Below are 23589 nucleotides of genomic sequence, written 5' to 3'. Positions count from 1 at the left end.
CCGTCCGGCAGGATCACTCCACCGGATCGCCGCGATTGATCGCTCCGCGGGCGAGGAATTGCGGCGACTGACGCATTTCGCGCGATCCCGGCCGGTCGACCGGATCGCGCCCCACTTTTTGTCTCAGTTCTGCCAGGTCAATGAATACATCGGCCTGTCGGCGCAGGTCGTCGGCGACCATGGGTGGCTGAGTGGAGAGTGTGGAGACGACCGTCACGCGGACGCCGCGGCGTTGCAGGGCTTCCACCAGCGAACGAAAATCCCCGTCGCCCGAGAACAGCACGATCTGATCGACGTGCTTGGCGAGCTCCATCGCACTTACGGCGAGATCGACATCCATGCTACCCTTCACCTTGCGGCGGCCCGTGGTGGTGTCGACGAACTCCTTCGTAAGCTTGGTGACGACGGTGTATCCGTTATAGCCGAGCCAATCGATCAACGGGCGGATCGACGAATACTCCTGATTCTCGATGAGGGTCGTGTAGTAGAAGGCCCGCAACAGCACGCCCCGGCTTCGGAATTCGCCGAGCAGACGCCTGTAATCGATGTCGAAGCCGAGCGCCTTGGAGGTGGCATGGAGATTGGAGCCATCGATAAAGAGTGCGATCTTCTCGATCGAAGACATTGTGCTCAAATCTCCAGTTCCACACGAAAGCTGGCCGATCAGCTGTCAGGGTACGGTATGTCGGCCGGAAATACTGAAGGCGCCGATGGCTCGCTGAAAAAACGGCGCAGACGACCGGACAGGGGTGGCCGTCTTGCGCCAAGGTAAGGGAGGTTCCATGCCACCAGCGCCAGGGCGCCGAATGCAGCCACGCTAGGGCGCGAGCAGGCCCTGCTCAATTGTACTGAGGTAAGGGGCTTCTATGCAAAGGATAGGGCCCGATATACGAAGGTAAGTGGCTGCGCCGGCAACAAAGGCCATTGCGGCAATGTCGCCTTCAACCATGGGCGCGCTCGGTCTTTCGTCCGACGTGTCAAATTTCATCACCATGCAGCTGGGTGCGAAAGGCGCGCGGTGACACTCCCGTGGCCGCGGCATAGACCCGGCTGAAATAGGCGGGATCCTCGAAGCCGAGCGTGTAGGCAATCGTCGAGATCGGCAAATTGGTATAGACGAGGTTGCGCCGCGCTTCGCGGATCAGCCGGTTGAGGATCAGGTGCGAGGCGGTATCACCGGTCGCCGCCCGCGTGATCCGGTTGAGATGTGTCGGCGTCACCGCCAGCGCCTCGGCATAGTCCGCGACGCTCCAGCGTTCCAGGTGATGCTGCTCCAGCAGCGCCTCGAAACGGCGGAACAGGCTGGACTCGACCGTGCCGTTGCCGCCGCTCTCGCTCGTGAGCGCGCGGGCCACCAGCCCGATCATGGCCGACGACAACGCCCGCAGCACATGCGCGCGGCCGAAATCGCGCGCGGCATGTTCGGCGAAGATCTGCTTCATGGTGGCGCGGATCTGCGGCGTTCCGCGCACCACGGCCGAGCGCGACAGCGCACCGCGCAGGCCCTCGGCGGCGAGCAGCGCCTCGTCCAGAATTTCCGCGGCGATGGTCAGTACCCACCCTTGCGTATCAGGCACGAAGCGGAAGCCGTGGACGTGACCGACCGGCACGTTGACGATCTGCATCGGCTTCAGCTGCACCACGCGCCAGTCAAGCGTCGCCTCGCCGCCGCCGCGCTCGATCAGCAGCACCTGGTGCAACCGGGCATGGCGGTGCACGGCCAGGGTCCAGTCGTGCAGCACGGAGCGGGACGCAATTGTCTCGCAATGCACGACATCAGGCAGATCGCCGGACTCGCCGAACAAATTGTAGACCCGGATGGCCGGGGCAGGGAGCGCGCTTCTCATGTTCGAATAGTACAAGACAATGACGAAACCCTCCATCGGTCTGCGCCGCCAAATCTGCAAAAAAGTGCCGACGGGAGGACGCAAGAATGAAGGTTCAGGTCTGTATCATCGGCGGCGGGCCGTCCGGGCTGTTGTTGTCCCAGTTGCTGCACCTGAAGGGCATCGACGCGGTCGTGCTAGAGAAATACAGCCGCGACCATGTGCTCGCCCGCATCCGCGCCGGCGTGCTCGAGCATGGTTTCGCCGAGTTGATGCGCGAGGCGCAGTGCGGCGAGCGGATGGACCGCGAGGGCGAGATCCACACCGGTTTCGAGATCGCCCATGACGGCGTGCTGTCCAAGATCGATCTGCACAAGCATTCCGGCGGCAGTTCGGTGCTGGTCTACGGCCAGACCGAGCTGACGCGCGATCTTTATGAGGCGCGGGACCGCCTCGGCGGCAAAGTCGTGCACAATGCGCAGGACGTGACGCCGCATGATCTGACGTCGGACCGGCCCTACGTGACCTATCGAGCGAACGGCGAGACCGTCCGTGTCAATTGCGACTATATCGTCGGCGCCGACGGTTTCCACGGCGTCAGCCGCAAGTCGATCCCGAAGGACGTGCTGCGCGAATATGAGAAGGTCTATCCGTTCGGCTGGCTGGGGGTGCTGTCGCGCACCAAGCCAGTGTCGCCCGAGCTGATCTATGTGAAGCACGAGCGCGGCTTTGCGCTCTGTTCGCTGCGCTCGCAGGTGCTGAGCCGCTACTACATCCAGGTGCCGCTGACCGACAGAGTCGAGGATTGGAGCGACGATGCGTTCTGGGCCGAGCTGAAGCGCCGCCTGCCGGACGAGGTCGCCGGCAACCTGATCACGGGGCCGTCGATCGAGAAGAGCATCGCGCCCCTGCGCAGCTTCGTAGCCGAGCCGATGAGCTATGGCCGGCTGTTCCTCGCCGGTGATGCCGCTCACATTGTGCCGCCCACGGGCGCGCGTGGGCTCAACAGCGCCGCGTCCGACATCTATTATCTCTACCACGCCTTGCTCGCGCATTATCAGAGCGGTGATGATTCCGGCCTTGCAGGCTATTCCGCCAAGGCGCTCGCGCGGATCTGGAAGGCGCAGCGCTTTTCCTGGTGGATGACGATGCTGCTGCATCGCTTTCCCGACCGGCTCGAATACGAGGATCGGCTTCAGCAGACCGAGCTGGATTATCTGCTCTCGTCCGAAACGGCGCAGCGCCTGCTCGCGGAGAATTACGTGGGGCTGCCGTTTTAGGCAGTCGCGACTTTCACCCTCCCTCCTGGGGAGGATGAGCCATCGCTATTTCCCTTCCAGAATATTGACCGGCGCCCAATCCGACGTTGGTGGATTTGCCGCAAGCGCTCTTGCGCGCTTGGCGAACAACGCCGACGCCGGATCCGTCTCTGCCGTCTTTCGGAACGCATCAGCCGCTTTCGCAAACTCCCTTGCCCGCCAGCACGCCAGTCCTTCAGCATAATCTGCGGCTACCTTCGCCTGCTCGGCGCCTTCCGCGCCCTTCTCGGCCAGCGGCTCGAACACCTTGATGGCTTCGCCGCGCCCCAGCACCCTGATCGCATCCAGCTCGCGCCAGGCAAAGGCGTCGCCGCTCTGCGTCATCGTCGTCTCCGAGGCCATGATCGCGGTGCCGTAATATTTGTTGGCGCCCTCGAGCCGCGAGGCGACGTTCACGGTGTCGCTCATCACGGTGTAATTGAAGCGGCGGCGCGAGCCGATATTACCGACCACGGCTTCTCCGCTGTTCAGCCCGATGCGATGCGACAGGCCGTGACCGGCGAAGACGGGATTGCCCGCATTGAGCTCCGCAAGCTTCTCATGGCACCTCAGCGCGGCGCGGACGGCGTTGGCGGCGTGTGCGGGATCGTCGGCCGGTGCACCGAACATCGCGACGATGGAATCGCCGATGTATTTGTCGACGTAACCGCCATGGCCTTCAATGATATCCGTCATGGCGGACAGATATTCGTTCATCAGCGTCACCAGCTCGCCGGGTGTCATGGTCTCGGCAATGGACGAGAAGCCGCTGAGGTCGGAGAAGAACATGGTGACGTTGCGCATCTCGCCGCCGAGCGCCGGCATCTTGCCGGAGGTGACCATGGTCTCGATGACCTCGGGCGCGAGGTAGAAGGCAAAGCTCTTGCGCAGGAAGCGCTCGTCGCGATCGGCCAGCATGAATCGGTAGCCGATCATGATCGCGAGCGCGGCAAGGCTGGCGAGTGCCGGCTCCGTCAGCGGTAGCGCCAAGGCATGGACGAATGCGCTGACGGCCACGGCTGCGTAGGCGACCGTGAGGCCGAACCAGGCCATCAGCGCGCCACCCGGTGCGAGCAGGCAGGCCGCGCAGGCGATGATCGCCGCGAACGCGATCGTGAGAATGGTCCGCATCGGGAAGCCGAGCTCGGTCACGGCATCGCGCTCGATCAGATTTCGGACCGCGGTGGCGTGCACGAACACGCCCGCAATGTCGCTGCGGGACTTTTGCACAGTGCTTGCCGGCGCGGGCAGGGCACATCGTGCCGCCGGCGTGCCGTCATACCCGCCGGACAGGCGCATCGAGGTGAGCTTGCGGTCCTCGAAATTCAGGACCGTACCAAGCAGAACGACCTTGCCGTCGAAAGCGCGGCGAAAAAAGTCGCGGTCACCCTTTTCGACGCAGGCGCGCAGATCGACGAAGGAGAAGGTCGGGATGTCGCGTCCCAGCCCTCGGAAGTTGAGCGTCATTGTGTTCGGCACGGCACTCGGGATCGCATAGCCGGACAATTCGGTCGCGCCAGAGGGCGCAATCTCGGGCTTTGCGCCCGTCGCGCGCGCAGTGAGCTCGACCGCCATCGCGGGGACCGGCCGCCCCTCGATGGCAAAGCTCAGCGGCATTCGTCGGATGACGTCGTCGTGGTCGGTGTGGACATTGAGCGCCCGCACGGTGTTGCGCACGGCGACTTGCTGGGCGCGATAGGGCACTTCCGGATGGTCATTGCTCAGGATTTCGCCGAGCACCAATTTGCCGCTGTCGGAGATTTGCCGAAGCGCGGTCAGGTAATTCCGATCGAATCCCTTCATGCGGCCGCCAACGGCGGTGTCGCCAAAAGGAATCTCCGATTGCTCGATCGAGCTCGGAAAGATGACGTCGAAGCCGATCACCTTGGCGCCGCCCTCGGTGACGCTGCCGAGCACCCGGCCGATCTCGCGCGTCCAGGTCTGCGTCGGCGATCCCTTGAACGGTGGTGTGTCGTAGGTTTCACTGTCGATGGCCACGACGACGACCGGCGATGTCGCGGTGTTGCGGCTGTCGCCGAGAAGCCTCCCGCGCATCGCCGTGAGGATGTCGAGCGAAAGGCCTTGCAGGGTCTGAAGCGGCGGCGACGTGAAGATCGCGCCCGTGAGGAGCGCAATCAGGGTCGCCGCAACGATGTCCCGTCCCCCGATCCGCCGCATCGCCCGGTCGCAGGCTGCTTATTCAAGCCGCAGCAAGCGGCCGATGATCGGGGTCGGCGCCGAGGTAGCGCTGGCATCGACCTGGAAGGTGTAACGCTTGGCCCCGAGGCTCGCGAGATAGCTGCCGCCCGGGGTCAGCGATTTCCCGGCCTTGGCAAAGTCATAGAATTTGCCGCGGATCATGATGTCGTTCTTGAGTGGCACGCTGATCGTGGGTTCCTTGCCGTCGGTGCGCTCGATCACCAGCGTGCTGCCGCTCTTGGCCTGGATCAGGGGCGCGACGCCATAGATCGTCGGCAGCTTGGACGGAGCGCTCTTGGCGTCGGACCGCATGGTCCGGAACGTGGTCGCCGCACTCTGGTTCGCCTCGCGTTCGGAGAGCTGCGCCGCCTTGGTGTCACAGGGCACCTTGGCGCGCTGCACGTCGCCGAGCTGCACGGTGCTCTGCTCGGCGCCGACCAGCACGACGCCCTCGCTGATGGTCTCGCGTAGGCAGGATTTGAGATAGCTGAGGGTAATGCTGGCCTTGGGCCCGAGCTTGATGATCTTGCCCGCGGCGACATAGTCCATGAACTCGACGCCATCGACCTTGCCTTGCACATCCTCGACGATCGCGGCCGGCGTCTCTGCCAAGGCAGGGGCCGCAGTACAGAACGCGCCGACAACAGCGCCGATCAGGCTTCTCATGACTATTCTCATTCAATTCGACCGATACTTTGCTGGTCCCCGTCCCGGCGCGATTGTTAGCATCGGGGCGCCCAGGCAAGTGTGACCAGAATCACTCTTTGATTATTGGTGCACTCTAGCAGGAAGTGGTTCAAGCCGGCCATCGCCGACAAAGGAGGGTGCCAAGTTGTTGGCCGGACGGCGAAATCAGGCGGCGGTGACAGCCTCAGGCGAACGGCCCTCGGCCGGAGACGCCATGATCGGAGTGAACGGAGCCTCGGCCTTGTGAAACGGCGTCGCCCGCTCACCGGCGATCTCGACCACCTCGTCCCAGCGCGACAAGAAGGCCTCGACGCAGGCCGGATCGAACTGCCGGCCCTTGTTCTCGACCAAATAGCCGCGGGCCACCTCGATCGGCATCGGCTCTTTATATGGTCGTCGTGTCGTCAGCGCGTCGAAGACGTCGGCCACCGCGACCACGCGCGCGGCGACCGGAATCTCGTCTGCCTTCAGACCGTTTGGATAGCCCGCACCGTCCCAGCGTTCGTGATGGCCTGCGGCAATTTGCGCACCGAGCTGGATCAGCTCGCAACCGGAGTCCGCCAGGATCCGCTCGCCGATGGTTGCATGGGTGCGGATCACCGCCATCTCGTCGTCGGTCAGCCTGCCGGGCTTGAGCAGAATGTTGTCGGGAATGGCGACCTTGCCGACGTCATGCAGGGGCGCGGCAAGATAAATGTCGCGGCAAAGTCGGGGCGGCAGTCCGAGCTGCTCGGCGATGATGCGGCTGTACCTGGCAACCCGCAGCGTGTGCTCGCCGGTGTCGTTGTCACGGTATTCGACCGCGAGCGCGAGCCGCAGGATGATCTCCTCCTCGCGTTCGCCGAGCTTCCGTGTCGCGGCTGCGACTTCGCTGGCCAGATGCGCCGCACGGTCGTTGAGCTTGCGTACGGCTGCACCAAGCTGAATCAAATTCCGCAGGCGCACCGTCATCTCAACGCTCTGCGGCTGCTTGGGCAGGAAATCGGTTGCACCGGCCTGCAGCGCTTCCATCTTGATGTCATCGGTCTGTCGCGACGTGATCATCGCGATCGGGATGTCGGCACAGCCGGGCAGGGCACGGAAGGTGCGGATGAAGCTGATGCCGTCCATGTGCGGCATCTCGTAGTCGACCAGCACGAGATCGAAGCCGCGCTCGCGCGCGCAAGTCAGCGCTTCAACGGGATCGAGGAAGGTGGTGGCCTCGACCAGGCCTTCGGCCTCGATGTGACGTTTCAGGAAGTTGAGGACGGAACGGCTGTCGTCAACCAGAAGCGCTTGGGTCAGCATCGGCGGCCGGGGCTCTCTTCGCTGGCAAAGACACGAACCCAAGCCATAACCCGAGCGAATTTAACGCGAAGCAAATGCGCCGTACGGGAGCACCCGCGCCGCGGATATGCGCGCCGTGCATGAAGGATTTCAGGAGGCTGTACACGTCTGCATGTAGTTGCGCGAATTCCGCGAAAATGTGACCCGTAGTTGTACGGATACCCGCGTTAGGGGTTTGCTCACCGGATTCGCGTCAAACGAGTAGTGGAATTTTAGCAAAGGCGGGGCAGCGATGGCGCTCAATCCCACGGAGCCGAAGTGGTCGTTGCGGTTGCCCGCCGATTGCAGCATCGCGGCCATTCGCAATGTCTATGAGCTCATTCGGGAGGCGTTCGGCCGCCAGGAGCGGCTCGAGATCGACTGTTCGAGCGTCGACAAGGCCGATGTGACCTCGATCCAGCTTCTGCTGTCGACAGCCAAGACGGGCCAGGCCCAGGGCCGCCCGGTGGTGCTGACCTCATTCTCACAGTCTCTTCGCAACACCCTTCGCCGCGCCGGCTTCACCAGCGAGGCGATGATCGATCAGCATTTCCCGCAAAAGAAAGATGGCACCTAATGGCCACGATTCTGACCGTCGACGATTCCCCCAGCATCCGGCAAATGATCAAGGTGGTGCTCGAGCCGGCCGGTCACAGCGTGATCGAGGCCGGCGACGGTGCGCAAGGGCTCGCCAAGGCGCAGGCCGGCAAGCTCGATCTCGTGATCACCGACCTCAACATGCCCGTCATGAACGGGCTGGAGTTGATCCGGGCGCTGCGCAAGCTGCCGAGCGCGGTCGGCATGCCGATCGTGTTCCTGACGACCGAATCCAACGACACGGTGAAGCAGGAAGCCAAGAGCGCCGGCGCCACCGGCTGGATCACCAAACCGTTCAAGCCTGAGCAGTTGCTCGCCGTGGTCGGCAAGCTGGTGCGCGCATGAGCGCAATGGACCCGACCGAGGTCTTTCGTCAGGAAGCCAGCGAGCTCTTCGAAGTTCTTGAAGGGGCCTTGCTCGATCTCGGCCAGCGTCCCGACGACCGCGAACTGGTCGATTCCGCCTTCCGCGCCCTGCATACGATCAAGGGCTCGGGCGCCATGTTCGGCTTCGACAAGGTCGCCTCCTTCACCCACGAATTCGAGACCGCCTTCGACCGCGTCCGCAAGGGCGAGATCAAGCCGACCCAGGAGCTGATCTCGGTCGCGCTCGCCGCCAAGGACTACATCCGCGCGTTGATCGAAGATCCCCAGTCGACCGACGACATCATCGGCGAGGCCATCCTCGACGATCTCAAGCGCTTCGTCTCGGCCGACCAGCCGGTTGCAGCGGTCGCGGAGATCGCCGAAGCCCCGCCGCTGGCTCCCGCCGGGGGCAAGCAGGCCGGCTGGCACCTCTATCTGGAATTCGAAACCCATATCCTGCGCAACGGCTCGAACCCGCTCGACCTGCTGGAAGATCTCTGCAAGCTCGGCCCCTGCTTCGTCGTGCCTGTCACTGACGGCGTCCCGTTCCTGGACGAGATGGAGCCGGAAGACTGCTATCTGAAGTGGGACGTCAAGCTGCACGCGGCCTGCGACAAGGATGCGATCGACGACGTCTTCATGTTCGTCCAGGACGAGATGAAGCTGACGCTGTCGCCCCTGGAGCATGTCGAAGCGCCTGCGCCGGCACCGTTGTTCCAGCTGCTCGACGAGGAGCTGGCCCCGGTAGTCGAAATGCCTGCGCCGCTGGTCGAGGCTGCTGCCGCGCCCGTCGCCGAGCAGCCCGTCGCAAAAGCGGAGCCGAAATCGGAATCAAAGCCTGAACCGAAGCTCGAGGCCAAGCGCGACGATCGCGGCATCGCCACCGTTCGCGTCCAGGCCGAGCGTCTCGACGAGCTGATGGACCGCGTTGGCGAGCTCGTCATTGCCCAGGCGCGGCTGACCCAGCTCGCCGCCTCCGGCTCCGACCTCTCGATCAAGATGATCGCCGAGGAGATCGAGCGCCTCGCCTCCTCCTTGCGCGATACCACGATGGGTGCGCGCATGGTGCCGATCGGTTCGTTGTTCGGCCGCTTCCGCCGCCTGATACATGACCTGTCGCGCGATTTGTCGAAGCCGGTCGAATTCGTCACATCGGGCGAAGATACCGAGCTCGACAAGACCATGATCGAGTGCCTGGCCGATCCGCTGGTGCATCTGATCCGCAATGCCATCGACCACGGCATCGAAGACACCGCCACGCGCGCTGCCAACGGCAAGACCGAGCAGGGCCGGATCGAGCTCGCCGCCGTCCATTCCGGCGCGCAGGTGCTCGTCACCGTGAAGGACAATGGCGGCGGCCTCAACACCGCGCGCATCCGTGCGAAAGCGGAAGAGCAGGGGCTGATCGCGCCCGGAGCCGTGCTCACCGATCATGAGGTCCATCAATTCCTGTTCCATCCCGGCTTCTCGACCGCGCAGACCATCTCGGCGCTATCAGGCCGCGGCGTCGGCATGGACGTGGTCAAGCGTACCATCGAGAACATGCGGGGCTCGATCGACCTGTCGACCAGGCCGGGCCAGGGCACCACGGTGACGCTGCGCCTGCCGCTGACGCTGGCGATCATCGAAGGTCTTCTGATCCGCGTCGGCGAAGGCCGCTACATCATTCCACTGTCCGCGGTCGAGGAATGCATCGAGCTGACCGCCGAGGACGAGCGCTCGCGCGGTCGCAATTTCCTCAACGTGCGCGGCAATCTCGTGCCCTTCCTCCGGCTGCGCGAGATCATGACCGCATCGGGCACGCCCGACCGTCATCAGAAGACGATTATCATCTCGACCGGTGAGACTCACGTCGGCCTCGTCGCTGACCAGATCATCGGCAACCACCAGACCGTGATCAAGTCGCTCTCAAAGCTGCATTCGGATGTCACGATGTTCTCCGGCGCGACCATCCTGGGCGACGGTACGGCGGCATTGATCCTCGACGTCGCGCAGCTCGTCGCGTTGGCGCAGTCGAAGGTCGAGAAGCAGCATATCAGCGAGGCGGCGTGATGAACGATGGTTTGGCTGGCGAACGGCAGGCTGACGCGATGCAGGTCGTGATGATCGGCCTCGGCGAGGAGAAGTTCGCGCTCGACGCCGGCCTCGTGCGCGAGATCATCGATCCCGTCCCCGTCACCAAGGTGGCGGGCGCGCGCGCCTTCGTTCCCAGCGTGATCAACGTGCGCGGCAACGTCATTCCGCTCGCCGACCTGCGCATCCGCTTCGGCATGCCGCAGCTCGATGATTCCGCCGATACGCGCATCGTGGTCATCGAGCTCGAGCTCGACGGCGAGCCGGTTCTGGTCGGCGTCACCGCCGACAAGGTCTACGAGGTCACGGAGATCTCCCAGACCGACGTGCAGCAAACGCCGCGCGTCGGCATGCACTGGAAGCCGGAGTTCATTCGCTTCATTGCCAAGTGGCGTGAAGAGTTCGTCATCGTTCCGAACATGGAACGCATTCTAAATTGAGATGAGGTCTCGGGCGAGACCGGGGTAGGGGCTGGAAATGAGATTTACCGTCAAGGCAAAGCTTGCCAGTGCGTTCGGCGTGATCATCGTTCTGTCCGGGATCGCGGGCGGCGTGGCTTACATGAAGCTCGGCGACATGATGGCGACCGCTGACAGCATGGTTCTGCGCGCAAACCGCATGGAAAAGGCGACGCAGATCGAAAAGGACATCCTGCTTCAGCTGCGCGCCGAGAAGAACTCGGTGCTCGGTACGGAGGCTCAAGCCGAACAGTTTGCCGCCGATGCCGCCAGGCTTCGCGAGGAAGCGATGAAGACCAGGGATGAGGTCTACGCGCTGGCGAGCGAGGGCGGCAGGAAGCTGCTCGACAGCTTCGCAGCCACATACGCGAAGATGAATACCTACCAGGAAGAGACGATCCGGCTGGCGAAGTCCGACAAGACGAAGGCCATGGAGCGCTCGATGGGTGACGGCCGCAAGGTCGTTGCAGACGCGATGGAATCCATGGGCGCCTATGTCGCCAATACGAAGAAGCAGATGGCCGAGCAGGCCGTCCAGTCCAAGGCAGAGGGGCACCAGGCCCAATTCCTGCTGATGACGCTGATCGGCATCTCGCTGGCGGTTGCGATCGGGGCTGCGCTCTGGATTTCCATCTCGATCAGCCGTTCGCTCGGAAGAGCCGTTGGCCTTGCAGGTGCGGTCGCGGAGGGCGATCTCAGCCAGACCATTCCCTCGGCAAGCAACGACGAGATCGGAGATCTCGTCAAGTCGCTGAATGGGATGGTCGAAAAGCTCCGGCAGATCGTCGCCGAGGCGATCACTGCGGCCCAGAACGTCTCCGCCGGAAGCCAGGAGCTGTCCGCCAGCGCCGAGCAGCTCTCGCAAGGCGCGACCGAGCAGGCTTCGTCCGCCGAGGAAGCCTCCTCCTCGATGGAGGAGATGGCCTCGAACGTGAAGCAGAATGCCGACAACGCCAACCAGACCGAGAAGATTGCTGGGCAGTCCGCCAAGGACGCCGAAGCCAGCGGTGTCGCCGTGGGCCGTGCCGTCGAGGCGATGCAGACCATCGCTGAGAAGATCACGATCGTGCAGGAGATCGCACGCCAGACCGACCTGCTCGCGCTCAACGCGGCCGTGGAAGCCGCGCGCGCAGGCGAGCACGGCAAGGGCTTTGCGGTGGTCGCCTCCGAAGTGCGTAAGCTTGCCGAGCGCAGCCAGGCCGCCGCGGCCGACATCGGGACGCTGTCCACGGAGAGCGTGAAGGTCGCCCAGGAAGCCGGCCAGATGCTGTCCAAGCTCGTGCCCGACATCAAGAAGACCGCCGAGCTGGTGCAGGAGATCACCGCGGCCTGCCGTGAGCAGGACGTCGGCTCGGCCCAGATCAACCAGGCGATCCAGCAGCTCGACAAGGTCGGCCAGCAGAACGCCAGCGCCTCCGAGCAGGTGTCGTCGACCTCGGAAGAGCTCGCCTCGCAAGCCGAGCAGCTGCAGTCGACCATCTCGTTCTTCCGGATCGAGCACGCCACGCGCAAGGAGAAGGCCACGGCCGAGCCGATCGACCGCGCCGTCGGTCAGCTCCGGGCCAAGGCTGCGCACATGGCGGCCGCCGATCGCGGCATGAAGAAGCCGGTGCCTGTCCGCAAGCCGGCACGTGCGATGAAAGTCGCCGGTGGCGGTGGCTTCGCCTTCGACATGAATGACGGCGAAGACGACCGCGACGCCGAGTTCCAACGCTGATCAACCGGTCCGGCCTAATGCCGGACCGCGCCCATTCCAACCAGGAATCCTGGACTGCATCATGGCCGCAACCTCGCAATATCTGACGCTCGGGCTCGCCGGCGAGACGTTCGGCATCAGCATCCGCAACGTCCGCGAAATTCTCGACATGCGGCCGATCTCGCGACTTCCGCATGCGCCGAATTTTCTGCTCGGCATGATCGACGTGCGCGGCAGCGGCTATCCGATCGTCGATCTCAGGAACAAGCTCGGCCTGCCCAGCGTGGCCGCCACCGAAGCGACCCGCATCATCATCCTCGACGTGCCGATGAAGGACCGCCTGGTCGGCGTCGGCTTCGTCGCCGACTGCGTGTTCGAGGTCACCGACATCGACGAACAGGCGATCGAGCCCGTGCCAGAGGTCGGCGGGAAATGGCAGTCGGACTACGCCGCCGGCATCGGCCGCAAGGGCGAGAAGTTCGTCGTGATCTTCGATCTCGCCAAGCTGATGGCCAATGACGAAGTTCCGGAAGGCCGCGACACGGCTACAGATGCGCCTCGCGCCGCCTGAGTTTGCAAGAGTAAAGCGTGGTCACGCGTAAGCTCCCCAATTCGAACCAACGAGACTGAAAATGAGATTCACCGTCAAAGCTAAGCTCGCCAGCGCGTTTGGCGTCGTCATTCTTCTGTTCATGGTAGCAGGCGCTGTGAGCTACATAAAGTTGTCCGACATGGCCGCGACCGCAGATTCCATGGTGCTTCGTGCCAAGCGGATGGAGAGAGCAGCCGAGGTCGAAAAGATCATCTGGCAGCAGGTCAGGGCGGAAAAGAACGCAATTCTGGGAACGGCAAGCGAGGCCGAGGAATTCGCGGTGAACGCGGCCAAGCTCCGCGACGAGGCCACGAAGATCAGGGACGAGGTCTATGCGATGGCAAGCGAAGGCGGCAAGAAGCTGCTCGATAACTTCGCCAGCGCCTACGCCAGAATGAACATCTATCAGGAAGAGACGATCAGGCTGGCAAAGACCGATAAGACCAAGGCAACCGAGCGCTCGATGGGTGACGGGCGCAAGGTAGTTGCAGATGCGACCGAGGCGATGGGAGCCTATGTCGCCAATACGAACAGGCAGATGGCCGAGCAGGCGGTGCAGTCCAACGAAGACAGCCGCCGCGCCCAGTTGGTTCTGATCGTCCTCGTCATCGTCTCGCTCATCGTTGCCGCGATTGGCGCAGTCTGGATCTCGATCAATATCAGTCGGTCCCTCGCCAAGGCGGTCGGGCTGGCGGATGCCGTCGCGATCGGCGATCTCAGCCACAAGATCGATGCTTCCAGCAACGACGAGATCGGCGATCTCGTGAAATCTTTGAACGCGATGACCGCCAATCTGAACGCCACCGCGGCCGTCGCCAACGAGATCGCGCAGGGCAACCTCACGATCGAAGCCAAGCCGCTGTCGGACAAGGACACGCTGGGCCTTGCGCTCGAGCGCATGGTGGAGAAGCTTCGCCAGATCGTGTCTGAAGCTCTGACCGCGGCGCAGAACGTCTCCGCCGGCAGCCAGGAACTCTCGGCGAGCGCCGAGCAGCTGTCGCAGGGCGCGACCGAGCAGGCTTCGTCCGCGGAGGAAGCCTCCTCCTCGATGGAGGAGATGGCCTCCAACGTGAAGCAGAACGCCGATAACGCCAATCAGACCGAGAAGATCGCCGCGCAGTCGGCCAAGGACGCCGAAGCCAGCGGTGCCGCGGTCGGCCGCGCCGTCAACGCGATGCAGACCATCGCCGAGAAGATCACGATCGTGCAGGAGATCGCACGCCAGACCGATCTGCTCGCGCTCAACGCCGCGGTCGAGGCCGCGCGCGCGGGCGAGCACGGCAAGGGCTTTGCGGTGGTCGCCTCCGAAGTGCGCAAGCTCGCCGAGCGCAGCCAGGCCGCCGCGGCCGAGATCGGCACGCTCTCGGCCGACACCGTCAAGGTGGCACAGGAGGCCGGCGCGATGCTCTCCAAGCTGGTTCCTGACATCAAGAGGACCGCCGAGCTGGTCGAGGAGATCACAGCGGCCTGTCGCGAGCAGGACGTCGGATCGGCCCAGATCAACCAGGCGATCCAGCAGCTGGACAAGGTCGGTCAGCAGAACGCCAGCGCCTCCGAGCAGGTGTCCTCGACCTCCGAGGAGCTCGCTTCGCAGGCCGAACAGCTTCAGTCCACCATTGCCTATTTCCGCATCGAGCAAGGCGCCAAGAGCCAGGCACCGGCGCCGATCGACCGGGCGGTGAGCCAGCTGCGCGCCAAGGCGGCCACCATGGCGGCTGCCGAGCGTCCGGCGAAAAAGGTCGTGCAGGCCCGGCCGGCGCGCGCCGTGAAGGTTGCCGGCGGCGGCTTTGCGTTCGACATGCATGACGGCGAGGATGATCGGGACGCCGATTTTCAGCGCTAGGACTTTTGCGGGCCGGTCTGCCCTGCGACGGTGGACCGGTCTTCTTTCAGCGGTTGTTTAAACCCGTAGGATTCGAGATGGCCCGTACGGCCCGACATTCAGTGCAGGTGGCCGTCGCGGACCGGGGCCGGCGGCCATGATGCCCGCCGTACAGGATACGGCCGTGCATCTGTCGGACCGCCATTTCCGCACCATCGCCGAACTGATCGAGGGCCAGGTCGGCATCAAGCTGCCGCAGGGCAAACGGCTGATGCTGGAGGGGCGGCTGCACAAGCGCGTGCGCGCGCTCAACTTCTCCGGTCTCAATGAATATGTCGAGACCCTGTTTGAGGCCGATCATTTCGATACCGAGCTCACCCATCTCATCGATGTGGTGACGACCAACAAGACCGACTTCTTCCGCGAGCCGCAGCACTTCACCTTCATGCGCGACGTCGCGATTCCCGGCCTGCTCAAGTCGCATGGACGCAAGAACGCGAACCTGAAGATCTGGAGCTCGGCGAGCTCCACCGGCATGGAGGCCTACACCACCGCGATGGTGCTGGACGACATGACGCGGAACGGCTCGCGCTTCCAGTACCGCATCCTCGGGACCGACATCTCGACCGCGGTGCTGCGCCTCGCCAAGACGGCGATCTACACGCGCGACGTGCTCGGCCCGGTGCCGGAGCAATTCGTGAAACGATATTTTTCGACCTCGCGGGACAAGTCGCGCGGTGAGGTGCGGGTCGTACCCGAGCTGCGGCGCGCGACACATTTCATGAGGATGAACCTCATGGACAAGTCCTATCCGGTCGATCGTGACGTCGACATCATCTTCTGCCGCAACGTTCTGATCTATTTCGAGCGCGAGACCCAGCGCAAGGTGGTCGAGCAATTGTGCAGCCATTTGCGTCCGGGCGGCTATTTGCTGGTCGGACATTCGGAATCGATGATTCACAGTGCCGTGCCCGGGCTGAAGCAGGTTCAGCCAACCATTTTCCAGGTCTAGCCGGAGCGCAACCAAGATGCCGAGGGAGAAGGTTCGCGTGCTGATCGTGGACGATTCGGCGTCGGTGCGCCAAATCCTGCAGACGATCCTCAACGAGGACCCCGATATCGAGGTGATGGCAACGGCCTCCGATCCGTTCGTGGCGGCGAAGCGTCTCCAGGACGAGATTCCCGACGTCATGATCCTCGACCTGGAAATGCCGCGCATGGACGGCATGACGTTCCTGCGCAAGATCATGGCGCAACGCCCGATCCCGGTGATCATCTGCTCCTCGCTGACCGAAGAGGGCTCGAACGTGATGTTCGAGGCGTTCGAGGCGGGCGCGGTCGATATCGTGCCGAAGCCGAAGATCGACACGCGCCTGGCGCTGCTCGAATGCTCGACGCGGCTGCGCGAGGCGGTGAAGTCGGCTGCGCGCGCGCGGGTGCGGCCGCGTGCGGAACGCCGGGCCATCGAGAAGAAGCTGACCGCCGACGCCATCATCCCGCCGCCGGTGCAGGGCAGGGTCCGACCGACGACGGAGCGCATCGTTTGCATCGGTGCGTCGACCGGCGGCACCGAAGCGCTCAACGACGTCCTCGAGATGCTGCCGCCGCACTGTCCGCCGATCGTCATCGTCCAGCACATGCCGGCAGGTTTCACCGCGGCCTTTGCCAAGCGTCTCGACGGCGTCTGCCAGATCAGGGTCAAGGAGGCCGAGGACGGTGAGCCGGTGCTGCCGGGCTGCGCCTATATCGCGCCCGGCGCCCGCCACATGCTGCTCCAGCGCATCGGTTTGCGCTACCAGATCGCGATCAAGGACGGCCCGCCGGTGTCGCGGCATCGCCCCTCAGTCGACGTGTTGTTCCGCTCGGCGGCCCAGCATGCCGGCGCCAACGCGCTCGGCGTCATCATGACCGGCATGGGCGACGACGGCGCGCGCGGGATGCTGGAGATGCGAAAGCTCGGCGCCTCGACGCGGGCGCAGGACGAAGAGAGCTGCGTGGTGTTCGGTATGCCCAAGGAAGCCATCGCCCATGGCGGTGTCGAGAAGGTCGTTTCGCTGCATCACATCCCGCGCGAGATCATGCTCTGGTATCAGGCCGGGCACGCCGCGGTGGCGGGTTGATGGCCATGTCGCCCGTTCCGGCCAACACGCTCGCCGAGGCAACCACCGCGATCGAGGACGTCTCCTCGCGCATCGAGGACGTCTTCGCGCGCGTCGGTCACGAGCTCGGACGCGGCCACCTCATCTTCAAGGAGCTGAACCAGGGCTTAGCTACGCTCTCGGGTGAGCTCTCCGGCGCCGAGATCGAGGGTGCGGCAACGGCGCTGCAGGAGATCGCCGCGAGGCTCAGCGAGCTGGCGCAGGCGCTGCCGGCGGAGAGCGCGCTGCTGGAGACGATCGGCAAGAGCACGGCGGAGGCGTCCTCGCTGCTCAAGCCGCTGTTCAAGCACATCGGGATGATCACCATCATCGCGCGCAGCGCGCGGATCGAGGCGGCCTCGCTCGACGGCGACCGCGAGGGCTTTCTCGCCTTCACCCAGGAAGCCTACGATCTCGGCAGGGCCGTGCAGCGCTCGATCGAAGGCTGCGCACGCGACCAGCAGCGCCTGTCCGAAGCGGTTGCCACCGCCTCCGGCCGGCAGAAGGAGTTCGAGAGCCGGTATCGCGCTCAATTGATGTCGGAGAGCGCGGAGCTCGGCGCGGCCTATTCCGGGTTACGCGACCAGCGCAGCAAGAGCAGCCATTTGGCCGACCGTGCCAGTGCCAGCACCAGGAAGATCGCCGAGGCGGTCGGCAGCGCGATCATCTCGCTGCAGGCGGGCGACAGCACGCGTCAACGTCTCGAGCACGTGTCCCACGGCCTCGGCCTTGTGTCGGAATCAGCGCCGAGCCTCGTCCCGGAAACGGTGCCGAGCGACGACGGCGTGCGTGCAATTTGCCGGCTGCAGGCGTCCCAGCTCAGGGATGCCCAGCGTGAGTTCGGCGGCGACGTCGGCCAGATCGTCGGCGCGCTGACTGCGATCCTGCACGATGCCGGCAGCGTCGTCGGCCACGGCCGCACGCTGTTCGGCGGCGAGGATGGCGGCTCGTCGTCGTTCCTGACGCGCATCAAGCAGACGCTGGCGCATGCATCGACCCTGATCGCCACCTGCGAGAGCGCCGGTCGCTCGGTCGACGAGGCGCTCGCGATCGTCGAGGACACGCTGACGAAATTTCGCCAGGCGATCGCCGGGCTTGCCGAAGCGACCGTCGACATCACGCTGATCGGAATGAATGCCGGCCTCAAGGCGAGCCATCTCGGCAGCCGCGGCAGCGCCTTCGTCGTCATCGCCAACGAGCTCAAGGCGACCGCCGACCAGGTCTCCGCGGGGGCCGCGCGCCTGAGGCCCGTGCTCGACGGGATCGAGCGCTCGGCCAATGAGCTGAAGGAGCTTCGCGTGCAGGGTGATCCCACCCAGCTTGCCAAGCTCGAGCCGCAAATCCTTCAGGCGCTGCGCGAGGTCGAGGCCGGCAATGAACGGCTCGGCAAGCTGATGAGCCGGCTCGTCGACGAAGGCGCGGAATTCGAGAGGCTGATGAATTCGGCCCAGGGTCTGATGACGAGGCTCGGCGAAAGCTCCGCAGCCTTGCCTGCGGTCGCCACGCGGCTCGAGACCGCGAGTGCGGGCGCGCAGCGGCTACAGCCGGAGCCGCAGGATCAGGCGATCCTCGACGATCTCTTCGCGCGCTACACGATGGAGCGCGAGCGGGATGTTCATCGCGAGTTCCTGCAAGTGCTCGGACTCAAGTCGATCGCCGCGACGCGCCGGGTCGAGGCGGTCGAGACTGCGGATGACGGCATAGAATTGTTTTGATTGCGTCGCCACGTGCTGCGGCGGCAATTTGACGGGTCGGCTTTGCAGGGCGTTAACCGTCGCGGAATACTCGCCGCGTCGGTCATTGCCGCGCCCCAGAGTTGGTTGCAAATACCAGTGAATTTTACGGCGGACATTTCCATGATGCGAGACGGCAAATACGCGGCCTGGTTCAGGACCCCGCGCGGCCAGGGCACGGGTATCGTGCATCTGGCGGACGGACGGATTTCCGGCAGCGACAGCTTCTTCACCTATGGCGGCTCGTATCAGTTCGATGACGATCAGCGCTTCACGGCCGTCCTGACCACGCGGCGCTATGCCGAGGGGCCGCCGACCGTGTTCGGTCTGGACGAGGTCGAGGTCAGCCTCGCCGGCGTGTGCAGCGGTGCGATGGCGACCTGCTCCGGAACGGCCAGGGAAGCGCCTGACGTCATGTTCGAGGTGACGCTGATCTACAGCCAGGAAGATGCGCCGGCTGTGGAAGCGCGAGGCGCCGTCGTGAAGCTCAATGACAAATTGCCCAAGGGCCTCGACAGCCGTTCGCGGCCGCGCCAATTTCCTGCGCCTTCCAGGCCTCCCGCATCTTAGTCTTGCGTTGACGCTATCGCAGCGAAGCGGGCCGCGGCAACGGTGCATTCAGGCGCGGAAAGCTAGGATGAGGCGGCAATAAGGGACGCACGAGACCATGCCTCAGATCTGGATGACATACGACGAATTGGCGACACTCAGCGGCTGTACGGCCGCAGAAGCCAGAATGCGCGCCATCCATCTGTCGCTCGACCGTCGCAAGAGCCGCGACGGCGCAACGCGCGTCAAGCTCGACCTGGCGCTGACGGCCAAGTTCTTCGCCTCAATCCGCGAAGCGGATTTCGATCTCGACGGCGCCATCGAGGCGCTCCAGAGCACGCACAGGCAGATGGCCGAACTCCTGGCCCCGACCGGGTTCCGCGAGCGCGGGGCAGCCTAGCTCGCTTGGCGTCAGGCCCCGCAGATCGTTCCACGCGCCACCGGTGGATCCCCGCCAGCTTTTCGCGAATCAGGCATAGACTCGTCTCCGGAATTTCAAGCCGGGGCCGGGGTTTCAACCGCATCGGGCCGTAGAGCCTGTAGGAGAATGCCATGAGGAAAGCCAAGTATCGGGTCGGCGTGACGCTGTTGGGAACGGTGATGCTCGGTGGGCTGCTGATCGTCACAACCGCGCCGTCACGTGCGGAGGTCGTCAAGCTGCAGGCCGACCTCAAGGGCAGCAATGAAGTGCCTCCGAACGGCTCGTCCGGTTCGGGCAAGGCCGAGGCCGCGTTCGACACCCAGACCAAAATCCTAACCTATACGATTACGTTTGCCAATCTGACTGGTCCGGCGATGGGGGCGCATTTTCATGGCCCCAGTGATGCGGGCAAGAACGCCGGCATCGCCTTGCCCTTCAAGACGGTCCAGAGTCCTATCCAGGGCAGCGCCACGCTCACGGATGCCCAGGCAGCGGATCTATTGGCCGGCAAATGGTACGCGAACATTCATACGGCCGCGAACCCAGGCGGCGAATTGCGCGGGCAGATGATGAAGTAGGGGGACGTCGCCGTGGCGCTGAAGAATTTGTCAGCGCCGTGGACCTCAGGCTGGCGGCCGAGGTAAGAACGCCAGGATCGTCTGGGCGAGGATGACGCCGACGGTGCCTCCTGCCGCCTTTTGCAGCACGTCCAGGAAACCCGGATCACGATCGGGGGGCAGCGTTTGCAGGACTTCCAGCCCCATTGCGACTGCGATGACGAGCGAGCAGGCCAAAGCGAGCCGGCCGGGCAACAGGAAGGCCAGCAGGAAGCCCAACAGGCCATAGGCGCTGAAGCGCTCGATGACGACGATCCAGTAGGCCTCGTGATGCCCCAACAGCGCCGGCCGTCCCGCCAGCCTTGCCAAGGTGGCATAGGCGATGAGGGCAAGGCAGATTCCCGCGGCTGCGATGAGGTGATTTCGACGCATGGCCCACCATAGCCGCTTGAAGGCCATTCCGCTTCGAAAGACGAGAACATCGTTAAAACGCCTCGTCGTTCTTCCGAGGGCGCGGGCCGCCCAAAACCTGCCCGCCATCGCCGGCCCGGAGGCAGTCCGGCGAAGATGGTCAGGCCACCAGGACGCCGCCGGCCGGCGCTGCGGATGCGGAGTGGCGGCGTGAATCGACCAGCTCGCTGAATTTCGCAAACGGCAGCGGTGCGGCGACGAGATAGCCCTGTCCTTCCTCGACGCCGGAGGCGATCAGGGCGCGGCGCTGCTCCTCGGTCTCGATTCCTTCCGCAACGACCGTCATGCGGAAGTCCTTGGCCAGCGCGACCAACATCTCGACGATCGTCGTGGTCGATGCATCCACGGTGATGGTGTCGACGAAGAACTTGTCGATCTTGATCGTGTTGGCGCCGAGCCCCTTCAGCCGCGACAGGCCGCTGTGACCCACGCCGACATCGTCGATGGCGACGCGGAAGCCGTGGTCGCGCAATTCGGCCACGACGGTCGCGGCGTGCGCGAGATCGTCGAGCTCATCGCGTTCGGTGACTTCAACCACGATCTGGCGTGCGGAGATTCTCGCCGCCAGGACCGTGCGACGCAGCGTCTCGACGAAGCCGGCACTCAGCAGGTGTTTGGGCACGACATTCACGGACATCTTGAAGGTCTTGTCCGCCTTCAGCACGCCCTGCAGGTCGGCGAGTGCCGATTTCAGTATCTGCCAGGTCATCACCTGGATGCGCCCGCTGGATTCGGCCAGCGGAATGAAGTTCATCGGCGGCACCACCGAGCCGTCCCGACGAACCCAGCGCGCCAGAATCTCGCAGCCCGTGATCTGGCCGGTCCTGAGGTCGAAGATGGGTTGGTAGTATGGCTTGAATTCGCCGGCCGCGAGGCCGCGATCGAGATCGGCGACCGGCCCTTCCATCCGGCGGCTGCGTGCCAGCAGGATGCCGAACAGTGCACCAAGCCCAAGGGCGACTGCGAGCGCCGGCCAATACGCCTCGCTGTTCCAACTCGAAAGCACGGCGTGCTCGAGCCGGATCGTGGCGTGAAGCGGGAAGCGCGTGGAATGCCTGTCGAAGCTGATCGGCCCTGGCAAGGGCCTGTCGGCATGGAGCCGGAATTCGCCGAGCTTCTCGCCATTGCTCAAGGCGAGGATCACCTCGCTGTGCGCGCGCAACTCGGCGGGCATGAGATCGAACAGGCCGGCGTTGATGCCGACGATGGCGACCAGCGCGGAGCTGCGATTGACGTCCCTGAGCACGCCCAACGCGTCGCCGCCGAACTGCTCCACGCGGAACAGCGAGAGCCTCTTGTCGTGTGAGGGCAGCATGTCGCGCCGATCCGCCCATCCCTTGTCGAACTCGAGCGTCTCGGAATAGGCCGAGCAGATCACCGATCCGTCCGGGTTGACGAGACGGACGTCCTTGATCGCCGAGCGCTGATAGACGTGGAGCCGGATGGCTTGCAGCGCTGCCGGTGCGCAGCTGGCAAGATCACGCTTGGCGAGTTCGTCGAGGCTGGCCGCGGCGAAATCGACCGCAAATTCGGAGCGGCGCAGAACGACCTCGGTCAGCTCGTTCAGTTGGTGCGCCTGCTGGTGGCGAATGACGCCGTCTGCCGCAAAATGGCCCGCCAGCCCGAACGCCATCGTGCTCGCAATAACGAGCGCCGCAAACGAGAGGTTCGGCCGCTGTAATCTCATCCGGTCCAGGCGAAATTCAGGAGAGGCTTGGTGACTGATCTTGGAACTGATTTTGGGAATTGATTCTAGCCAGCGGGGGCTAAGATAGGGTTTAACGGGCGGACCGGTCCGGAAGGGCTACCGAGGGGTTGGCTGACTGATGTCGTGCGGCCCGAGCATGGAAAGTTGAGCAGTATGATCAGGACGTTAAGCCTCCTCCTCCTGTCCTTCGTCGTCGGAAGCTCCGCGGCTTGGGCGCAGGGAACCAAAGACCAGCCATCGGGCACTCAGCCCACCTCCCGCAGCGGCACGGCGACGAATTCCGGTTCGGACAGCATGGGCGGAGCTTTCAAGGGGACGGGGACACCCAACTATGGAACGAGCCCTGGGATGGGGTCCCAGAAGAAGACGCGCAACTAGGTCAGGCCAGCTTGGTCGCGCTCATCGGGGGCGCGGGGAGACGGCCCCTGGATAAGCTCTGCCTGACCTGTCGGTGCGGGGCGCTGCGGGATCACGGGCGGCCCGCAGCCGAAGCACCACGAAGGCGATGTTGATCGCCAGCCAAACCAAAACCGCGGAAATGGCAAAGTGGAGCACTGCCAGACCTCGCTGTGAGATTCGAACTAACACCCGAACGTAGGTCTGGTTCCGTCCCGGCGAGACAAGCCATGATTACTCTGTTTCGAAAGACTGTAGGCTGACGCCCGCATCTGCGGAGGCGTGACCTCTGAGTCTTTTGCAGTGACCTGCTGGCCCCATCAGTGAGGTCGGTCGTCATTCACCGCAGCGCGGGAGGTCGTGCTGCGGGGCTCAAGGCGAGCACCGTCGCATTTCCGAGGCTAGCTCTTTTTTCCCGTCTTCGGCTTCAGCGAAAGACCAAGCCGCAAGGCCATGCGCTTGATCGCATCAGGCGAGCGTCCGAGAACTTTCGCCGCCTCTTCCAGCGAAGCCGAAGACTTGGCCAGCTCCATGAGCCGGCGGTCTTCTTTGAACGACCAGGGCTTGCGCGCCATAACCGAAATCATCCTCTTGTCGACACAACGACAAAGCCGCCAAGCGACCCATGTTCGCTCGACGGCTTTGCTTGGGTGGGGCCGGGCTTGGGGGAGCTCGGTGCAAGATGGATATGCGATCGG

Annotated in this window: 22 protein-coding genes; 14 read left to right on the top strand and 8 right to left on the bottom strand. The window is 64.2% G+C overall.

Annotation, left to right across the window (positions count from 1 at the left end):
- Positions 1 to 13: 13 nt before the first annotated feature.
- Together RAD10_RS23425 and RAD10_RS23420 are read right to left on the bottom strand one after the other, a co-directional pair.
- Positions 14 to 625, bottom strand: a complete 612-nt coding sequence (locus RAD10_RS23425) for a LabA-like NYN domain-containing protein (RefSeq protein ID WP_461619394.1) — start codon at positions 623 to 625, stop codon at positions 14 to 16.
- 352 nt (positions 626 to 977) lie between these two features.
- Entirely contained in the window at positions 978 to 1883 is a 906-nt protein-coding gene (locus tag RAD10_RS23420) for a helix-turn-helix domain-containing protein (protein ID WP_461619393.1), read from the bottom strand.
- Between the two features lie 50 nt (positions 1884 to 1933).
- Between RAD10_RS23420 and pobA the strand changes: the two genes are divergently transcribed.
- Positions 1934 to 3106: a 4-hydroxybenzoate 3-monooxygenase gene (gene pobA / locus RAD10_RS23415; RefSeq protein ID WP_461619392.1), complete on the top strand. Its 1173-nt coding sequence runs from the start codon at positions 1934 to 1936 to the stop codon at positions 3104 to 3106.
- Between the two features lie 45 nt (positions 3107 to 3151).
- On the opposite strand, the gene RAD10_RS23410 is transcribed toward pobA, so the two are convergent.
- The 3 genes from RAD10_RS23410 to RAD10_RS23400 all read right to left on the bottom strand — a co-directional run bounded on the left by RAD10_RS23410 (position 3152) and on the right by RAD10_RS23400 (position 7297).
- The gene (locus RAD10_RS23410) at positions 3152 to 5302 is read right to left on the bottom strand and encodes a CHASE2 domain-containing protein (protein WP_461619391.1); all 2151 of its coding nucleotides are present in this window, start codon (positions 5300 to 5302) and stop codon (positions 3152 to 3154) included.
- 18 nt (positions 5303 to 5320) lie between these two features.
- Positions 5321 to 5989: a hypothetical protein gene (locus tag RAD10_RS23405; protein WP_038972013.1), complete on the bottom strand. Its 669-nt coding sequence runs from the start codon at positions 5987 to 5989 to the stop codon at positions 5321 to 5323.
- A gap of 186 nt (positions 5990 to 6175) precedes the next feature.
- Positions 6176 to 7297, bottom strand: a complete 1122-nt coding sequence (locus RAD10_RS23400; RefSeq protein ID WP_461619390.1) for an HD domain-containing phosphohydrolase — start codon at positions 7295 to 7297, stop codon at positions 6176 to 6178.
- A gap of 271 nt (positions 7298 to 7568) precedes the next feature.
- Here RAD10_RS23400 and RAD10_RS23395 point away from each other — a divergent pair, with 271 nt between their 5' ends.
- The 13 genes from RAD10_RS23395 to RAD10_RS23335 all read left to right on the top strand — a co-directional run bounded on the left by RAD10_RS23395 (position 7569) and on the right by RAD10_RS23335 (position 20337).
- Positions 7569 to 7892, top strand: a complete 324-nt coding sequence (locus RAD10_RS23395; protein WP_018317042.1) for an STAS domain-containing protein — start codon at positions 7569 to 7571, stop codon at positions 7890 to 7892.
- Positions 7892 to 8257, top strand: a complete 366-nt coding sequence (locus RAD10_RS23390) for a response regulator (RefSeq protein ID WP_018317043.1) — start codon at positions 7892 to 7894, stop codon at positions 8255 to 8257. Before RAD10_RS23395 ends, RAD10_RS23390 begins: the two co-directional genes overlap by 1 nt.
- Positions 8254 to 10329, top strand: a complete 2076-nt coding sequence (locus tag RAD10_RS23385) for a chemotaxis protein CheA (RefSeq protein ID WP_461619389.1) — start codon at positions 8254 to 8256, stop codon at positions 10327 to 10329. Before RAD10_RS23390 ends, RAD10_RS23385 begins: the two co-directional genes overlap by 4 nt.
- Positions 10329 to 10790, top strand: a complete 462-nt coding sequence (locus RAD10_RS23380) for a chemotaxis protein CheW (protein WP_038949573.1) — start codon at positions 10329 to 10331, stop codon at positions 10788 to 10790. The genes RAD10_RS23385 and RAD10_RS23380 overlap by 1 nt, the downstream gene beginning before the upstream one ends.
- A gap of 37 nt (positions 10791 to 10827) precedes the next feature.
- Positions 10828 to 12525, top strand: coding sequence for a methyl-accepting chemotaxis protein (locus RAD10_RS23375; RefSeq protein WP_461619388.1), 1698 nt, complete (start codon positions 10828 to 10830; stop codon positions 12523 to 12525).
- A 61-nt stretch (positions 12526 to 12586) separates the two neighbouring features.
- On the top strand, positions 12587 to 13075 hold the full coding sequence (locus RAD10_RS23370) for a chemotaxis protein CheW (protein ID WP_038949575.1): 489 nt from the start codon (positions 12587 to 12589) through the stop codon (positions 13073 to 13075).
- Positions 13076 to 13136: 61 nt separating this feature from the next.
- Positions 13137 to 14939 carry a methyl-accepting chemotaxis protein gene (locus RAD10_RS23365; RefSeq protein WP_461619387.1) on the top strand — a complete coding sequence of 601 codons (1803 nt, stop codon included), beginning with the start codon at positions 13137 to 13139 and terminating at the stop codon, positions 14937 to 14939.
- 136 nt (positions 14940 to 15075) lie between these two features.
- Positions 15076 to 15930: a CheR family methyltransferase gene (locus RAD10_RS23360; protein WP_461619386.1), complete on the top strand. Its 855-nt coding sequence runs from the start codon at positions 15076 to 15078 to the stop codon at positions 15928 to 15930.
- Between the two features lie 16 nt (positions 15931 to 15946).
- Positions 15947 to 17038 carry a protein-glutamate methylesterase/protein-glutamine glutaminase gene (locus tag RAD10_RS23355; RefSeq protein ID WP_461619385.1) on the top strand — a complete coding sequence of 364 codons (1092 nt, stop codon included), beginning with the start codon at positions 15947 to 15949 and terminating at the stop codon, positions 17036 to 17038.
- A 5-nt stretch (positions 17039 to 17043) separates the two neighbouring features.
- Complete coding sequence (locus RAD10_RS23350; RefSeq protein ID WP_461619507.1) at positions 17044 to 18771, top strand: chemotaxis protein; 1728 nt, start codon at positions 17044 to 17046, stop codon at positions 18769 to 18771.
- 141 nt (positions 18772 to 18912) lie between these two features.
- Positions 18913 to 19359, top strand: coding sequence for a hypothetical protein (locus RAD10_RS23345; protein WP_179736946.1), 447 nt, complete (start codon positions 18913 to 18915; stop codon positions 19357 to 19359).
- A gap of 166 nt (positions 19360 to 19525) precedes the next feature.
- The gene (locus RAD10_RS23340) at positions 19526 to 19738 is read left to right on the top strand and encodes a hypothetical protein (RefSeq protein ID WP_461619384.1); all 213 of its coding nucleotides are present in this window, start codon (positions 19526 to 19528) and stop codon (positions 19736 to 19738) included.
- Positions 19739 to 19890: 152 nt separating this feature from the next.
- Positions 19891 to 20337, top strand: a complete 447-nt coding sequence (locus RAD10_RS23335; protein WP_461619383.1) for a CHRD domain-containing protein — start codon at positions 19891 to 19893, stop codon at positions 20335 to 20337.
- Positions 20338 to 20382: 45 nt separating this feature from the next.
- On the opposite strand, the gene RAD10_RS23330 is transcribed toward RAD10_RS23335, so the two are convergent.
- The 3 genes from RAD10_RS23330 to RAD10_RS23320 form a co-directional block, all read right to left on the bottom strand.
- A complete protein-coding gene (locus RAD10_RS23330) occupies positions 20383 to 20748 on the bottom strand; it encodes a VanZ family protein (protein ID WP_461619506.1) in 366 nt (121 codons plus the stop codon).
- A 139-nt stretch (positions 20749 to 20887) separates the two neighbouring features.
- Entirely contained in the window at positions 20888 to 22474 is a 1587-nt protein-coding gene (locus tag RAD10_RS23325; RefSeq protein ID WP_461619382.1) for an EAL domain-containing protein, read from the bottom strand.
- 818 nt (positions 22475 to 23292) lie between these two features.
- The gene (locus RAD10_RS23320; protein WP_018317058.1) at positions 23293 to 23466 is read right to left on the bottom strand and encodes a hypothetical protein; all 174 of its coding nucleotides are present in this window, start codon (positions 23464 to 23466) and stop codon (positions 23293 to 23295) included.
- Between the last annotated feature and the right edge of the window lie 123 nt (positions 23467 to 23589).

This window comes from Bradyrhizobium sp. 23AC (assembly GCF_054863025.1).
This window is presented reverse-complemented; position numbering and strand designations above follow the sequence as displayed.

Bases quoted from the DNA above. Each gene is read 5' to 3' on its own strand.
- RAD10_RS23425 (WP_461619394.1), bottom strand. From the start codon at position 625: ATGTCTTCGATCGAGAAGATCGCACTCTTTATCGATGGCTCCAATCTC.
- RAD10_RS23345 (WP_179736946.1), top strand. From the start codon at position 18,913: ATGATGCGAGACGGCAAATACGCGGCCTGGTTCAGGACCCCGCGCGGC.
- RAD10_RS23335 (WP_461619383.1), top strand. From the start codon at position 19,891: ATGAGGAAAGCCAAGTATCGGGTCGGCGTGACGCTGTTGGGAACGGTG.
- RAD10_RS23330 (WP_461619506.1), bottom strand. From the start codon at position 20,748: ATGCGTCGAAATCACCTCATCGCAGCCGCGGGAATCTGCCTTGCCCTC.
- RAD10_RS23365 (WP_461619387.1), top strand. From the start codon at position 13,137: ATGAGATTCACCGTCAAAGCTAAGCTCGCCAGCGCGTTTGGCGTCGTC.
- RAD10_RS23375 (WP_461619388.1), top strand. From the start codon at position 10,828: ATGAGATTTACCGTCAAGGCAAAGCTTGCCAGTGCGTTCGGCGTGATC.
- RAD10_RS23370 (WP_038949575.1), top strand. From the start codon at position 12,587: ATGGCCGCAACCTCGCAATATCTGACGCTCGGGCTCGCCGGCGAGACG.
- RAD10_RS23355 (WP_461619385.1), top strand. From the start codon at position 15,947: ATGCCGAGGGAGAAGGTTCGCGTGCTGATCGTGGACGATTCGGCGTCG.
- RAD10_RS23420 (WP_461619393.1), bottom strand. From the start codon at position 1,883: ATGGAGGGTTTCGTCATTGTCTTGTACTATTCGAACATGAGAAGCGCG.
- RAD10_RS23325 (WP_461619382.1), bottom strand. From the start codon at position 22,474: ATGAGATTACAGCGGCCGAACCTCTCGTTTGCGGCGCTCGTTATTGCG.
- RAD10_RS23410 (WP_461619391.1), bottom strand. From the start codon at position 5,302: ATGCGGCGGATCGGGGGACGGGACATCGTTGCGGCGACCCTGATTGCG.
- RAD10_RS23385 (WP_461619389.1), top strand. From the start codon at position 8,254: ATGAGCGCAATGGACCCGACCGAGGTCTTTCGTCAGGAAGCCAGCGAG.
- RAD10_RS23390 (WP_018317043.1), top strand. From the start codon at position 7,892: ATGGCCACGATTCTGACCGTCGACGATTCCCCCAGCATCCGGCAAATG.
- RAD10_RS23320 (WP_018317058.1), bottom strand. From the start codon at position 23,466: ATGGCGCGCAAGCCCTGGTCGTTCAAAGAAGACCGCCGGCTCATGGAG.
- RAD10_RS23350 (WP_461619507.1), top strand. From the start codon at position 17,044: ATGTCGCCCGTTCCGGCCAACACGCTCGCCGAGGCAACCACCGCGATC.
- RAD10_RS23380 (WP_038949573.1), top strand. From the start codon at position 10,329: ATGAACGATGGTTTGGCTGGCGAACGGCAGGCTGACGCGATGCAGGTC.
- RAD10_RS23395 (WP_018317042.1), top strand. From the start codon at position 7,569: ATGGCGCTCAATCCCACGGAGCCGAAGTGGTCGTTGCGGTTGCCCGCC.
- RAD10_RS23360 (WP_461619386.1), top strand. From the start codon at position 15,076: ATGATGCCCGCCGTACAGGATACGGCCGTGCATCTGTCGGACCGCCAT.
- RAD10_RS23340 (WP_461619384.1), top strand. From the start codon at position 19,526: ATGCGCGCCATCCATCTGTCGCTCGACCGTCGCAAGAGCCGCGACGGC.
- RAD10_RS23400 (WP_461619390.1), bottom strand. From the start codon at position 7,297: ATGCTGACCCAAGCGCTTCTGGTTGACGACAGCCGTTCCGTCCTCAAC.
- RAD10_RS23405 (WP_038972013.1), bottom strand. From the start codon at position 5,989: ATGAGAAGCCTGATCGGCGCTGTTGTCGGCGCGTTCTGTACTGCGGCC.
- pobA (WP_461619392.1), top strand. From the start codon at position 1,934: ATGAAGGTTCAGGTCTGTATCATCGGCGGCGGGCCGTCCGGGCTGTTG.